Source organism: Ruminococcus flavefaciens ND2009 (assembly GCF_000621785.1).
Classification (GTDB): Bacteria; Bacillota; Clostridia; order Oscillospirales; family Ruminococcaceae; genus Ruminococcus; species Ruminococcus flavefaciens_C.
This window is the reverse complement of the sequence record NZ_KK211347.1, coordinates 55,454-68,306: the sequence shown is the minus strand read 5'-3', so window position 1 is coordinate 68,306 and position 12,853 is coordinate 55,454. Positions and strand designations below refer to the sequence as shown.

The window sequence follows — 12,853 nt, the reverse complement described above, 5'->3', positions numbered from 1 at the left end:
AATTTCAATAGAGTTTCGTTTACTTTGTTCATGGAGCGTGAAAAAATGACCGAATACCTGACTAACTATATGAAACGGGTCCAGGAAAGGCTGGAAAAGTGTACAGACTCAGAGGAGCTTGACAGCATAATGGCTGAGCATATGGACAAGATAGCCTTCATGCAGCACGAAAGGATAGTTCATTTCCTTGTGACCATGCTGTTCGCACTTATCCTTACCGTGTTCATCGCTGTACTGGTCTTTACCGCAAATGTCCCTGTTCTCATACTCGTTACCATGATACTGGTGCTGCTGATGTTCTACATCAAGCACTACTACTTTCTCGAAAATACCGTGCAGAAAATGTACCGCGTATACGATGAGATACTTGCAAAACAGAAAACACTGAAGGAGTCCGATAAATGACTAAAAAAGAGATAGCGGCACTTGCGGTCAGCGAGCTTGAGAAGCTCTACCCCGATGCTGTCTGTACCCTCGATTATGAAAAGCCCTATGAGCTGCTGTTCGCCACAAGGCTGGCGGCGCAGTGCACCGACGCGAGAGTGAATATAGTCACAAAGACTCTCTTCAAAAAATACCCCAGCCTTGAGGCATTCGCGGAGGCTGACCTTGCAGAGCTTGAGCAGGACGTGAAGCCCTGCGGATTTTACCGCAACAAAGCCAAGAGCCTCAAGGAAATGGCAGGTCAGCTCATCAACGACTTCGGCGGAGTTGTCCCCGATAACATGGAGGACCTCCTCTCACTTTCGGGTGTGGGCAGAAAGACCGCCAACCTTATATTGGGCGACGTCTACGGCAAGCCTGCCATGGTCACCGACACCCACTGTATCCGTATCACGGGCAGGCTGGGGCTTACCAAAAACAAGGAGCCCGGCAAGGTGGAAAAGGACCTTGTGAAGCTTATCCCCCCCGAGGTCTCCTCGGATTTCTGCCACAGAACAGTGGAATTCGGCAGGGATATATGCGCGGCAAGAAAGCCGAAGTGCGGGGAATGTCCCCTGAATTACTTCTGCAAATACTATCAGTCAGCTCAGAAATAAAATAGTTCTTGTTTCCCGTCACTGCGGCGGGAGTATGAAAGGATCGATATAAATGGTTTTTAACTTCAAGCTCAGCACTCCCGCTGAGGGACTTGTAGATATTACAAGGGAGGTCAGTGAAGCCGTCAAGGAAAGCGGCGTTCTGGAGGGCGTATGTATCATATTCTGCCCCCACACCACTGCGGCTATCACTATAAACGAGAACGCAGACCCCGATGTACAGACCGACTTCATCAAGGGCATGAATAAGTTTTTCCCCGACCTCCAGAGCTTCAGACACGCCGAGGGCAATTCCGATGCCCACATAAAATCCTCTGCCGTAGGTGCCAGCGAGACCGTCATCATCACAGGGGGCAAGCTCCTTCTGGGCACATGGCAGGACATCTACTTCTGCGAATTTGACGGCCCCAGAACAAGAAAATTCTACGTTAAGGTCATAGGAGACAGATAATATGGATAATATCGAAAAGCTGGCGGAAATAGTCAGAAATTCTCACAGTATAGTATTCTTCGGCGGCGCAGGAGTCTCCACGGAAAGCGGTATCCCAGATTTCCGCAGCGTTGACGGTCTCTACAGTCAGCAGTGGGACTATCCCCCCGAGACTATCCTCAGCCACACCTTCTTCATGGAGAAGACCGAGGAGTTCTACCGCTTTTACAGGGCGAAAATGCTCTGTCTGGACGCAAAGCCCAATGCCGCTCACTTAAAGCTGGCTCAGCTTGAGGCAGAGGGCAAGCTCACCGCCGTAGTGACCCAGAATATAGACGGTCTCCACCAGGCGGCAGGCAGTAAAAAGGTCTATGAGCTCCACGGAAGCGTACTCCGCAACTACTGCACCAAGTGCGGAAAGTTCCACGATGTGCAGTATATCGTGAACTCTCAGGGCGTGCCAAAATGTGAGTGCGGCGGCATCGTCAAGCCCGATGTGGTGCTCTATGAGGAGGCTCTCGACGACAGCACCGTAAGCGGAGCTGTCAACGCCATCGCCTCTGCCGATACCCTTATCATCGGCGGAACATCACTCAACGTCTACCCCGCAGCAGGTCTTATCCGCTATTTCAAGGGAAAAGACCTTGTCATCATAAATATGGCGCCTACTCCCATGGACAGGAATGCCGACCTTCTCATCTGCGACAGAATAGGAGAAGTCTTTTCACGGATCTAGGAGGCTATGCCATGAAACGACTGACATCAGCCGCTTTATCAACCCTCTTACTGGCTGGCTGCGGTGCGGGCGCAAAAGCTCCCCAGACCACGCAGCCTCCAACCAAACAAAGCTTTACGGAGATCGTAAATTCAGATACACCCTCTGATACTGCCGAAAAGAGCAGTATCATCTATCGCGAAAGGCTGTACAGCGCAGATTCCTACACCAAGTCAGACCTTATCATACAGTCCGACGGAAAGGTCTGGTGCGGCTTCTATATGCACAACGAAGGCACCATCGACCAAAACGGTGACCTGTGGACCTCAGATAATGAATGCCTCACGGACTACAAGCTGGACGATGACCGCTGGCTGGAGGCTCAGCTTTCGGAAACTTCCGATGACGACTTCATGCTGTTTGGCGACACCTTCGATCTGGCTCAGCTGGAGGACGATGACCTGTCACTGCTGACGGAGTCGGTCTCCCAATGTGAGCCGCTGAGCACATACAAGGAGACGGAGCTCTCTCCCGAGGGAGGGACTGATGACGGCGAGGTCAACACCGTTGATCTCATCATCGGCGGAAAGATCTGCCGGGTCTACATGAGCGCCGACGCATACACAAGCCACACTCAGGACCCCCACGGCTGTGCCGCCGTTGTGCTGGTACACAGCTCGGACTACTATGAGCGCTGGCGGGAGCTGTGCAGCCAATACCTTGTCCATTACGTTTCATGACGTGATAATATGTAGCGAAAAAGCCCGCGGCTGTCTATGGCAGCTCACGGGCTTTACGTTTTGTCTTATATAAACGCATACATTGCGCGGTTTCATCGGAGCGTGGGACGTCGAGTGACTCCCTACGGTGTAGGGAGATGTCAGCCAAGCTGACAGAGGGTACGTGCAGCTGTTAGCTGCGCCGTCCCCTACAAATTACTGCTTATTCTCAAGGGACTTCTTGAAGTCGATGAACTCCTCATAGGTTCCCTGTCTGTCAAGGCAGCCTGTGGGAAGTATCTCGATTATGCGGTTGGCAGTGGTCTGCATTATCTCGTGGTCGTGAGAAGCCAGCAGAACTACGCCCTTGAAGTTGATAAGGCTGTTGTTGACTGCGGTAATGCTCTCAAGGTCAAGGTGGTTTGTAGGACGGTCAAGCACCAGAACGTTTGAGCCGAAAAGCATCATGCGCGAGAACATACATCTCACCTTTTCGCCTCCCGAAAGCACGTTTACAGGCTTGTACACGTCGTCCCCCGAGAACAGCATACGTCCCAGGAATCCGCGGAGATAGGTCTCGGTCTCGTCCTTTACGGAATACTGTCTTATCCAGTCAAGTATGGACAGCTCGCAGCCGTTGAAATAGTCGGAATTGTCAACAGGCATATACGATGTAGTCACGGAAACGCCCCATTTGAAGCTTCCCGAGTCTGGCTGCTCCTCCTCCATAAGTATCTTGAACAGCATGGTGATAGCCTGCTCGCTCTCGCCCACAAAGGCTACCTTGTCATTCCTGCCCAGGGTGAAGCTTACGTTGTCGAGGAGCTTTACTCCGTCAACGGTCTTGGTGAGTCCCTCCACCTGGAGAATATCCTTGCCCAGGTCTCTGTCCATGTCGAAGCCGATGAACGGGTATCTTCTGCTTGATGCAGGAAGCTCCTCAACGGTCAGCTTCTCGATGAGCTTACGGCGTGATGTTGCCTGATTGGACTTGGATTTATTTGCCGAGAACCTTGCGATGAAGTCCTTCAGCTCCTTTATCTTCTCCTCGTTCTTCTTGTTCTGCTGCTTTATCATGCGCTGAATGAGCTGGCTGGACTCGTACCAGAACTCATAGTTGCCCACATACATCTTGATCTTGTTGTAGTCTATATCAACGATGTGGGTGCAGACGTTGTTGAGGAAGTGACGGTCATGGGATACAACGATGACTGTACCGAAGTACTCCGAGAGGAACTCCTCCAGCCAGCGTACTGCGTCTATGTCAAGGTGGTTGGTAGGCTCGTCAAGAAGGATTATATCGGGGTTGCCGAAAAGTGCCTGTGCCAGCAGCACCTTTACCTTCTCGTTACCCGAAAGTGTGGACATCTGGGAATAGAGTATATCCTCGGAAAGTCCCAGTCCCTGTATGAGCTTTGAGGCGTCGGACTCTGCCTCCCAGCCGTTGAGCTCGGCAAATTCACCCTCCAGCTCGGAAGCCTTGACGCCGTCCTCCTCGGAGAAATCCTCCTTGGCATAAAGGGCGTCCTTCTCCTGCATTATCTGGTAAAGGCGGGCGTTGCCCATGATCACGGTATCCAGGACAGTGTACTCGTCATAAGCGAAGTGGTCCTGCTTGAGGACGCTGAGACGCTCCTCCTTGGGCATTACTACCTCGCCGGAGGCAGGCTCAAGGTCTCCGCAGAGTACGCGGAGAAATGTGGACTTTCCTGCGCCGTTTGCGCCGATGACACCGTAGCAGTTGCCGTTGGTGAATTTAAGGTTTACGTTTTTGAAAAGCGTCGAGCCGCCGAACTGGACGCTGACATTGCTGACTGTTATCATAGTACCTCCGTAAGTTCTGATAAGACAGAAATAAAGCCCTCCCGCTCGGAGAGGGCTTTAGTGCTTTATCTTTGATTAATACATACCGCCTGCGGGCATTGCGGGTGCTGCGGGAGCATCCTCCTTGATGTCTGCTACAAGGCTCTCTGTGGTGAGTACCATAGATGCAACGGAAGCTGCGTTCTGGAGTGCGCTTCTTGTTACCTTTGTAGGATCAACTATACCTGCGGGGATCATATCTGTGTATACCTCGTTGTATGCGTCGAAGCCGTAGCCTACCTTGCGTGAACGAACGATCTTGTCAACGATAACGCTGCCCTCAAGACCTGCGTTCTCAGCAATCTGACGAACAGGAGCCTCAAGTGCCTTGAGGATTATCTTTGCGCCTGTCTTTTCATCGCCCTCAAGTGTGGGGATGAGCTTGTTTACTGCGGGCATAGCGTTTACGAATGCTGTACCGCCGCCTGCTACGATACCCTCTTCAACAGCTGCCTTTGTAGCTGCAAGAGCGTCCTCGATACGGAGCTTCTTCTCCTTCATCTCGATCTCAGTAGCTGCGCCGACCTTGATAACTGCAACACCGCCTGCAAGCTTTGCAAGTCTCTCCTGGAGCTTCTCGCGGTCGAAGTCAGATGTTGTGGTCTCGATAGCTGCACGGATCTGGTGTACTCTTGACTGGATAGCCTTCTTGTCGCCTGCGCCGTCAACGATGATGGTGTTCTCCTTCTGGATAACAACCTGCTTAGCCTGACCGAGCTGGTCGATAGTGGTCTCAGAAAGCTCAAGACCCAGCTCAGAAGAAATTACCTCGCCGCCTGTAAGAACTGCGATATCCTTGAGCATCTCCTTGCGTCTGTCGCCGAAGCCGGGAGCCTTTACTGCTGCAACCTTGAATGTGCCGCGGAGGTTGTTGAGAATGATAGTTGTAAGAGCCTCGCCCTCAACGTCCTCAGCAATGATGACCAGCTTCTTGCCCATCTTCACGATCTGCTCGAGAAGGGGAAGGATCTCCTGGATAGATGAGATCTTCTTATCTGTGATAAGAACGTAAGCGTCATCGTAAACAGCTTCCATCTTGTCTGTATCTGTAACCATGTAGGGCGAGATGTAGCCTCTGTCGAACTGCATACCCTCTACTACCTCGCTGTAGGTCTCGGCAGTCTTGCTCTCCTCGATAGTGATAACGCCGTCAGCAGTTACCTTCTCCATAGCCTCTGCAATGAGCTTGCCCACGTTCTCATCAGCTGATGAAACTGTACCTACTCTTGCGATGTCCTCGCTGCCCTGAACAGCCTTTGAGTTGTCAACGATAGCCTTTACAGCAGCGTCAACAGCCTTTGCGATACCCTTCTTGAGTACCATGGGGTTAGCGCCTGCTGCGATGTTCTTCATACCCTCGCGGACGATGGTCTGTGCGAGAAGTGTAGCAGTTGTTGTACCGTCACCTGCTGCATCGTTGGTCTTTGTAGCAACTTCCTTGACCAGCTGAGCGCCCATGTTCTCGAAAGCGTCCTCAAGCTCGATGTCCTTGGCGATAGTAACACCGTCGTTTGTGATGAGGGGAGCGCCGAACTTCTTGTCAAGAACAACGTTCCTGCCCTTGGGTCCCATTGTTATCCTAACTGTATCAGCAAGCTTGTCGATACCTGCCTGAAGTGACTTTCTTGCGTCTTCGCCGTACTTTATATCCTTAGCCATGATAAATTACTCCTTTACTTCAATTCATAATTCATAATTCATAATGCATAATTAATTGCGTCTGCTTATCAGCAGCCATATTCTGATCATCGGCTTCAGCCGATACTGCCATTATGAATTATGCATTCATAATTATGCATTATTTTACTGTTGCGAGGATGTCTTCCATCTTTACGATGATGTATTCCTCTCCCTCAAGCTTTACATTCGTTCCCGAATACTTGGAGATGAGCACCTTGTCGCCCTTCTTTACCTCCATTTTTATGTCAGAAGTTCCGGGGCCTACTTCAACGACCTCAGCTACCTCAGGCTTTTCCTTTGCCGATCCTGAAAGAATGATACCGCTCTTGGTAGTCTCCTCAGCCTCGACCATTTTTACTACAACTCTGTCCTGTAAAGGTTTGATAGTCATGATATATACCTCCTGATAAATTAATATGCACATTTGTGTTTAGCACTCCTTCTCTCTGAGTGCTAATTATATTTTACCACCTTTTTACAATAAATCAAGCCTTTTCAGCAAGCTTTCACAATTTTTGGCACTGTGTACAAATCTAAAGCTATTTGGTGCAAATTTCTGTGCCGTAAGTCTCTTTTTTGCCGCTGACTTCCAGCATAAGCACTACCACCATTATCATCAGCATAACCGAGGGGACGGGACTTTCCGAGCGTGTTCCCTCTGTCCTGATGCTGCTCACCGCCGTGGTCTCCCCTTCCATGAACAGGGGCAGCAGTCCGCGGCAGATGATATAGCTCAGCACCGTCGCTGCTCCTCTCATTATTATAAATGGCACCAGCGACAGCTTTCCGCGGGTCACCGCAGCAAGCTGCAACAGTACACAGACGCCTCCAAATGAGGTAAGTCCGGTTATCAGGGGCAGCAGCAGCCAATCGCCGCGGGGAAATCCTGCCACATTGGTCACATCTAAAAACGCGGCGATCGGCGCCTCGGCGGTCATACCGCCGAGGTAGTGGAGCTTCCGCGGAAGCTCCACCACTGCTGCCCCGGCCGCCCCGATGAAAAGTGAATTGACCACAGAAAAGAACACTATCATTACGCATATCTCTGCCATAGCCCTGCCGCTGCCAATAACGCAGTCAGTGAGCATTTGCGGAGATACACGAAAGCGTCGCGGAACCTCCGCAGCGGGAGCTGTCCTGCGCAATACAGGTGCCATAAGAAGCGCAAGCACCGCATTTGCGGACATCGTTGATGCCAGTATCAGCAGTCCTGCCCGACGGGAGCCGTAAAGCTGTCCCGATATGCAGCCGAATATGAATGCGGGACCTGCTCCGAAGCACAGTCCCGACAGCAGCTCTGCCCGACGCTTTGTAATGTGTCCCGAAAGGTACTCGCTGCACAGCATTTTCACTCCCACCGGGTAGCCTGCAACCATGCCGAAGATGAATATGGGCAGCTCCCGCCCCTCCATGCCGAAAATGGCTCTGCCAAGCCGACCTGCCCACCTCGGCACAGCCGAGGTAAGTCCGCTGCTGATGATCAGGGCTGAGGCAGTCATCATGGCAAACAGCGATGGTATGACGGTATCAAGGCACCGCCTCACGCTGTCTCTGACCGCCGCGTAAGTGCACTCATTTTCAGTAAGACAGAGCAGGAAAAATACCGCCGCTGCCATAAGTCCCACCGCTTTTGCCGCCCGTTTCTTCATAATCATCACCCCATAAATCATATTATTGGAAGTGAAAAAATATACAGGAGTGACGCTTATGTTTGAATGGCTGTCAGAGCTTGCCCGCGAGAAGCTGTACCTGAGCACAGGTATACACATTTCGGAAAACAAGGAGCTCATCATCGACAACTGCCGAAGAATAGAGGAATACGACCAGGTGTACATGAGGATAGTCGCGGGCGGTCTCACCGTGGATATAAGGGGAAATGACCTGAGAGCCTACGATTTCAGCACAGGCGGACTGGTCATCCGCGGCTGCATTGAACAGATAAGTCTTACAGAAAGGAGGAACCGACGTGAAGCTGAGGAGAAGAATGAGGATAAACGTCAGAGGGAAGAAACTTTATAAATTCATCAATATGCTCCATGACAGCGGTATCGGCTGTCGGCGGCAGTTCTGCAAGGGGGAGATGTTCTGCGGAGACATTTTCCGCCGGGACCTGAAAGCGGTCACTGCTATTGCCGAGGACTGCGGCGCGGAGCTGAAAGCTGCGGAATACGAAAGCTTCGGTGCAAAAATCTTCCTCTACCGCAAGCGCTTCGGGCTTTTCATCGGAGCCGTCGGAGCAGCAGCAGCACTGTTCTGGTCTTCTCAGTCCGTTGCGGTCATCGATATACAGGGCAACTCTGCCGTCAGCGACGAGGTCATACTCGCCGCCCTTGAAGAGCTGGACGTCCGTGAGGGTGCCTTTCTCCCCTGCACAGACCTGCGCTCCTGCGAGAAGGAGCTTCCCTTCCTTGTGGATGGTATCGCCTGGGCAGGTATACGGCAGAAGGGCAACAGAATAGAGATACAGATAAGGGAAGCCGAGCCCAAGCCCCCGGTTCTCCGCACCAGGATACCCGCCAATATCTTCTCAAGCCGCGATGCCGAGATAACCGATGTCTGCATACGAAGCGGTCAGCTGCTCCGCGTTGTGGGAGACTATGTCCCCAAGGGCACTCTCCTGGTCAGCGCCATCTGGGAGGCATATAACGGTCACATCTCGGTCTATCACGCCATGGGCGAGGTACGGGGGAAGTACACCGAGACCGTCAGCTTCTCGGGAGCCTTCAGTTCAGAGGAGCCTGCCCCCACGGGAGAGACCTCTCAGGAGCGTTATCTGAAGCTGTTCGGACTTAAAATACCCCTGTTTTTCGGCAGGTCTGACTATGAGAGCTCCACAAGCGAGGTCACGGAAAAACCGCTGGTGCTATTCGGAAGGGAGCTCCCCATCAGCACGGAGCTCCGCACCGTCAGCGAGACCGCTCCCACGGTCAGGGAGTATACCGAAGAAGAGCTCCGTGAAAAGCTTATGGAGCGTGTTTTCCTATATGAGAAGAACTTCCTCTCAGAGGACACGGAGATACTCAGCCGTGACATAAAGACCTCCCGCAATGACGATACCATGACCCTTGCGGTCACATACGAGCTGGAGGGGATAATCTCAGAGGAGAGAGAGCTATTCGTAAAATAGCCATGTAAACTTTTTATGAACTATATATGCAGTATATTGACAACAGGGATAACAGGGTGTAAAATATGATTAATGAGTATATTTGATATATACAATATTCACATCGCAAAGGAGGTCTCGTTATGAAAAAAAGAGAGCCCAAGCCCACCGATGTTATCCCCGAAAAGATACATAAAAGGCTTCACCTGATATATTTTATCCTCAAATGCGTGATCGCCGCCACTGTCTTTCTGTTATTCTGGGGTACCATTGTGTTCACGTTTGAAAAGATAAGGGGCTACGATATTCCAAAATCAGCCACCGAGGACTCCCCTTTCCTTTTCCACCAGTACTGCGGCACCTTCTTCGTGGAGTTCGACCGTGACAACGCCTTTGCCTCCGACGCAGATTATTCTGCCTATCTGGACAGGATAAACACCCCTGCGGAGCAGACTGCGGCACAGAAGGCACTGAGCTATCTGGGCATGGCGCCTTCCATTGTGCTTATCGGCTGTCTGATACTGGCTCTGCGCAGCGGCGACAAAAAACGCATTTTCTGCGGAAGAGCGTGGCGTTATTTCCTTTTCGGCGGCATATTGTACGCTGTCGGGAACCTGTACATCTATTTCAAAGTCAATTTTCTCAGTAAAACCTCGGCTTTTGACGGCATGATCGGCGTTTTCACTGAGCGGCGGCATTATTTCCAGATATACGATGTTCTCGCACTGCCGTTCCTGATGATATGCGGAGCCTTTGTGCTGATAATGTACGAAAGGGTCCGCGAAAAGAAGGACTCCTCCAGTATTTCCAAGACGCTGAAAGCCCTGTCGGCAGTTATAACTGCCGCAGCCGCAGGCTTTATCCTGTGGAGACTGGGTGTCCGCACCTATGAGCTTATCCGCGTTGTGAAAGGCGATGAATACAGCGTGTGGCTGCCCTTTAGTATCATGGAGGATCCTTTAAGGTATATGTGCAGGCTGCCCTTTGAGGACGCAGTCTCCCCCCGGGCATACAGAAATGTGGTGCTGTTCCGCTATCTCCGCGACCTGCCTGTGTTCGCCATAACAGGCACGGCGGTATGGCAGTTCGTAAAACTTCTGCTCAACACCGCAAAGGGAGAGTTCAACACAAAGTGCAACAGAAAGCTTCTCCGCAATGCCATGCTGCTGCTCATCGGAGCTTCACTTATCCTCAACATCGCAGGTCTCTTTGAAATAGGACTTTTCAACAGAAGCTTCAACGGTATCTTCGGCAACACCACCTACACCATGGCACTGCGCGCAAAGACAGAGCCCGCCTTGTTCGCAATGCTGCTCTGGTTCTTCGGCACATACCTTCAGGCTATCCCCGAGGAAGAGGAACAGCTTGTCAGTGCATAGCGCTTAGCAGGGACGTCACCTGACGTCCCTGCTTTTTTGCAACCTAACCCCCTCAAAGGTGCGAATATTGCTGAATGATTTCTCAACAGTCCGCAGGATTATATATAATCCGACAAAATTTTCCTCCGCGCCGAAAACCTCTTGAAAACCGCTATTTTTAGTAGTATAATAGTAAACGTTGCGTTTATTTACAAGAGAAATCATGAGAAAAAGAGGTTAGTGAAATGGCTGAAAAAGCATTAAAACCAACTGAGGAAAAGCTGAAACCAAAGCTTTTCTCGGTAATGAAGACCTACACCAAAGAGCAGTTCATCAAGGACATCATTGCAGGTATCATCGTGGCTATCATCGCACTGCCCCTATCGATCGCGCTGGCACTTGCGTCGGGAGTAGGTCCCGAGCAGGGTCTGTACACCGCTATAATCGCAGGCTTCATTGTTTCATTCCTGGGCGGAAGCCGTGTGCAGATAGCAGGTCCTACGGCTGCCTTCGCCACAACTGTTGCAGGCATAGTCGCCGCAGAGGGCATGGACGGTCTGGCTATCTCCGCTATTATGGCTGGTATCATACTCATCATCATGGGTCTGTGCCGCTTCGGAACTCTCATCAAGTATATCCCCGGCACTATAACCACAGGATTTACCTTCGGTATCGCCGTGACTATCCTCCTGGGACAGATAAAGGACTTCCTGGGGCTTACCTTCAAAAACAAGCCCATCGAGACCATCGACAAGGTCAAGGAGATAGTAAACTGCATCGGCACCATCAACTGGCAGGCGCTGGTTGTGGGTCTCGTGTCACTGGCAATTCTTATTTTCTGGCCGAAAAAGCTGGAGAAGATACCTGCCTCACTTATCGCTGTAATTGTCGGCTCACTGCTGGTAAAGTTCAGCGGACTTGAGGTAAACACCATTGATTCTCTCTACGATATATCAAATTCTCTCCCACACCCCACAGTTCCCGATGTTACCTTTGCAAGGGTAAGGGCACTTCTCCCCAACGCCTTCACTATCGCCGTGCTGGCAGCCGTTGAGTCTCTGCTCTCCTGCGTTGTTGCCGACGGTATGATAGGCTCAAAGCACCGCTCAAATATGGAGCTTGTGGCACAGGGCGCTGCAAACATCGGCTCCGCATTCTTCGGCGGTATCCCTGCTACGGGAGCTATCGCCCGTACTGCCGCTAACGTTAAGAACGGCGGCCGTACACCTGTTGCAGGCATGGTACACTCCGTAGTCGTACTGGCTACACTGGTGGCGCTGATGAAGTACGCTGGCTATATCCCCATGCCTACCATTGCGGCTATACTCTTTGTGGTAGCCTATAATATGAGCGGCTGGAGAAACATCAGAAACACAGTAAAGACCGCTCCCAAGAGCGATATTGCCGTTCTCTTCGTAACACTGGTGCTGACTGTTGTATTCGACCTGGTAGTAGCTATCGGTGTGGGAATGGTAATGGCTGCACTCCTCTTCATGAAGCGTATGGCTGATGTTACCGAGGCTCACGCCTGGGTGGACGTGGACGACGAGGACACCGACCCCGACAATATCCTCCTCAAGAAGATACCCCAGAATACCCGTGTATTCGAGATAAACGGTCCTATGTTCTTCGCTGCGTCGGATAAGTACAAATACGTCCTCAGCGACAAGAACATCGATGTGCTCTGCATAAGAATGAGAAACGTTCCCGCTATCGACGCTACGGGAGTTGAAGCCCTCATGCGCATCGTAAAGCGCTGCGACAGAAACAATGTCAAGGTGGTATTCTCCCACGTCAACGAGCAGCCCATGAAGGCAATGACAAAGGCAGGCTTCGTGGACAAGATAGGCAAGGAGAACTTCTGTGACCATATCGACACTGCCCTCCTCAGAGCTGAGGCTATCGAAAAGGAAATAGCTGCAAAGAGAGCATAAAACCGGAT

The 12,853-nt window shown here is 51.4% G+C and carries 13 protein-coding genes; 9 read left to right on the top strand and 4 right to left on the bottom strand.

Going from position 1 to position 12,853, the window contains the following annotated elements; all coding sequences use genetic code 11:
* The first annotated feature begins 45 nt into the window (after positions 1-45).
* Genes T488_RS0110690 through T488_RS0110670 form a run of 5 tightly spaced genes read left to right on the top strand, consistent with a single transcriptional unit; the run spans position 46 to position 2,925 of the window.
* The gene (locus T488_RS0110690) at positions 46-405 is read left to right on the top strand and encodes a hypothetical protein (RefSeq protein WP_028520793.1); all 360 of its coding nucleotides are present in this window, start codon (positions 46-48) and stop codon (positions 403-405) included.
* On the top strand, positions 402-1,040 hold the full coding sequence (nth, locus tag T488_RS0110685) for an endonuclease III (protein ID WP_028520792.1): 639 nt from the start codon (positions 402-404) through the stop codon (positions 1,038-1,040). Before T488_RS0110690 ends, nth begins: the two co-directional genes overlap by 4 nt.
* A gap of 52 nt (positions 1,041-1,092) precedes the next feature.
* A complete protein-coding gene (locus T488_RS0110680; RefSeq protein WP_028520791.1) occupies positions 1,093-1,491 on the top strand; it encodes a secondary thiamine-phosphate synthase enzyme YjbQ in 399 nt (132 codons plus the stop codon).
* A 1-nt stretch (position 1,492) separates the two neighbouring features.
* A complete protein-coding gene (locus T488_RS0110675; RefSeq protein WP_028520790.1) occupies positions 1,493-2,206 on the top strand; it encodes an NAD-dependent protein deacylase in 714 nt (237 codons plus the stop codon).
* Between the two features lie 11 nt (positions 2,207-2,217).
* Positions 2,218-2,925, top strand: a complete 708-nt coding sequence (locus T488_RS0110670; protein ID WP_028520789.1) for a hypothetical protein — start codon at positions 2,218-2,220, stop codon at positions 2,923-2,925.
* 195 nt (positions 2,926-3,120) lie between these two features.
* On the opposite strand, the gene T488_RS0110665 is transcribed toward T488_RS0110670, so the two are convergent.
* The 4 genes from T488_RS0110665 to T488_RS0110650 all read right to left on the bottom strand — a co-directional run bounded on the left by T488_RS0110665 (position 3,121) and on the right by T488_RS0110650 (position 8,096).
* A complete protein-coding gene (locus T488_RS0110665; RefSeq protein WP_028520788.1) occupies positions 3,121-4,728 on the bottom strand; it encodes an ABC-F family ATP-binding cassette domain-containing protein in 1,608 nt (535 codons plus the stop codon).
* A gap of 75 nt (positions 4,729-4,803) precedes the next feature.
* Positions 4,804-6,426 (bottom strand): chaperonin GroEL, encoded by a 1,623-nt coding sequence (gene groL / locus T488_RS0110660; protein WP_028520787.1) that lies wholly within the window; start codon positions 6,424-6,426, stop codon positions 4,804-4,806.
* 139 nt (positions 6,427-6,565) lie between these two features.
* The gene (locus tag T488_RS0110655) at positions 6,566-6,838 is read right to left on the bottom strand and encodes a co-chaperone GroES (RefSeq protein WP_028520786.1); all 273 of its coding nucleotides are present in this window, start codon (positions 6,836-6,838) and stop codon (positions 6,566-6,568) included.
* Between the two features lie 148 nt (positions 6,839-6,986).
* Positions 6,987-8,096 carry a hypothetical protein gene (locus tag T488_RS0110650; RefSeq protein WP_028520785.1) on the bottom strand — a complete coding sequence of 370 codons (1,110 nt, stop codon included), beginning with the start codon at positions 8,094-8,096 and terminating at the stop codon, positions 6,987-6,989.
* A gap of 58 nt (positions 8,097-8,154) precedes the next feature.
* On the opposite strand from T488_RS0110650, the gene T488_RS0110645 reads away from it, so the two are divergent.
* The 4 genes from T488_RS0110645 to T488_RS0110630 all read left to right on the top strand — a co-directional run bounded on the left by T488_RS0110645 (position 8,155) and on the right by T488_RS0110630 (position 12,845).
* On the top strand, positions 8,155-8,466 hold the full coding sequence (locus T488_RS0110645) for a YabP/YqfC family sporulation protein (protein ID WP_028520784.1): 312 nt from the start codon (positions 8,155-8,157) through the stop codon (positions 8,464-8,466).
* On the top strand, positions 8,414-9,574 hold the full coding sequence (locus T488_RS0110640) for a sporulation protein YqfD (RefSeq protein WP_155267200.1): 1,161 nt from the start codon (positions 8,414-8,416) through the stop codon (positions 9,572-9,574). The genes T488_RS0110645 and T488_RS0110640 overlap by 53 nt, the downstream gene beginning before the upstream one ends.
* A gap of 122 nt (positions 9,575-9,696) precedes the next feature.
* Positions 9,697-10,932, top strand: a complete 1,236-nt coding sequence (locus T488_RS0110635; RefSeq protein WP_028520782.1) for a hypothetical protein — start codon at positions 9,697-9,699, stop codon at positions 10,930-10,932.
* A gap of 224 nt (positions 10,933-11,156) precedes the next feature.
* Positions 11,157-12,845, top strand: a complete 1,689-nt coding sequence (locus tag T488_RS0110630; RefSeq protein WP_028520781.1) for a SulP family inorganic anion transporter — start codon at positions 11,157-11,159, stop codon at positions 12,843-12,845.
* Positions 12,846-12,853 lie beyond the last annotated feature (8 nt).

Coding starts and splice junctions, on each gene's coding strand:
- T488_RS0110690 (WP_028520793.1), top strand. CDS start 46: ATGACCGAATACCTGACTAACTATATGAAACGGGTCCAGGAAAGGCTG.
- nth (WP_028520792.1), top strand. CDS start 402: ATGACTAAAAAAGAGATAGCGGCACTTGCGGTCAGCGAGCTTGAGAAG.
- T488_RS0110680 (WP_028520791.1), top strand. CDS start 1,093: ATGGTTTTTAACTTCAAGCTCAGCACTCCCGCTGAGGGACTTGTAGAT.
- T488_RS0110675 (WP_028520790.1), top strand. CDS start 1,493: ATGGATAATATCGAAAAGCTGGCGGAAATAGTCAGAAATTCTCACAGT.
- T488_RS0110670 (WP_028520789.1), top strand. CDS start 2,218: ATGAAACGACTGACATCAGCCGCTTTATCAACCCTCTTACTGGCTGGC.
- T488_RS0110665 (WP_028520788.1), bottom strand. CDS start 4,728: ATGATAACAGTCAGCAATGTCAGCGTCCAGTTCGGCGGCTCGACGCTT.
- groL (WP_028520787.1), bottom strand. CDS start 6,426: ATGGCTAAGGATATAAAGTACGGCGAAGACGCAAGAAAGTCACTTCAG.
- T488_RS0110655 (WP_028520786.1), bottom strand. CDS start 6,838: ATGACTATCAAACCTTTACAGGACAGAGTTGTAGTAAAAATGGTCGAG.
- T488_RS0110650 (WP_028520785.1), bottom strand. CDS start 8,096: ATGAAGAAACGGGCGGCAAAAGCGGTGGGACTTATGGCAGCGGCGGTA.
- T488_RS0110645 (WP_028520784.1), top strand. CDS start 8,155: ATGTTTGAATGGCTGTCAGAGCTTGCCCGCGAGAAGCTGTACCTGAGC.
- T488_RS0110635 (WP_028520782.1), top strand. CDS start 9,697: ATGAAAAAAAGAGAGCCCAAGCCCACCGATGTTATCCCCGAAAAGATA.
- T488_RS0110630 (WP_028520781.1), top strand. CDS start 11,157: ATGGCTGAAAAAGCATTAAAACCAACTGAGGAAAAGCTGAAACCAAAG.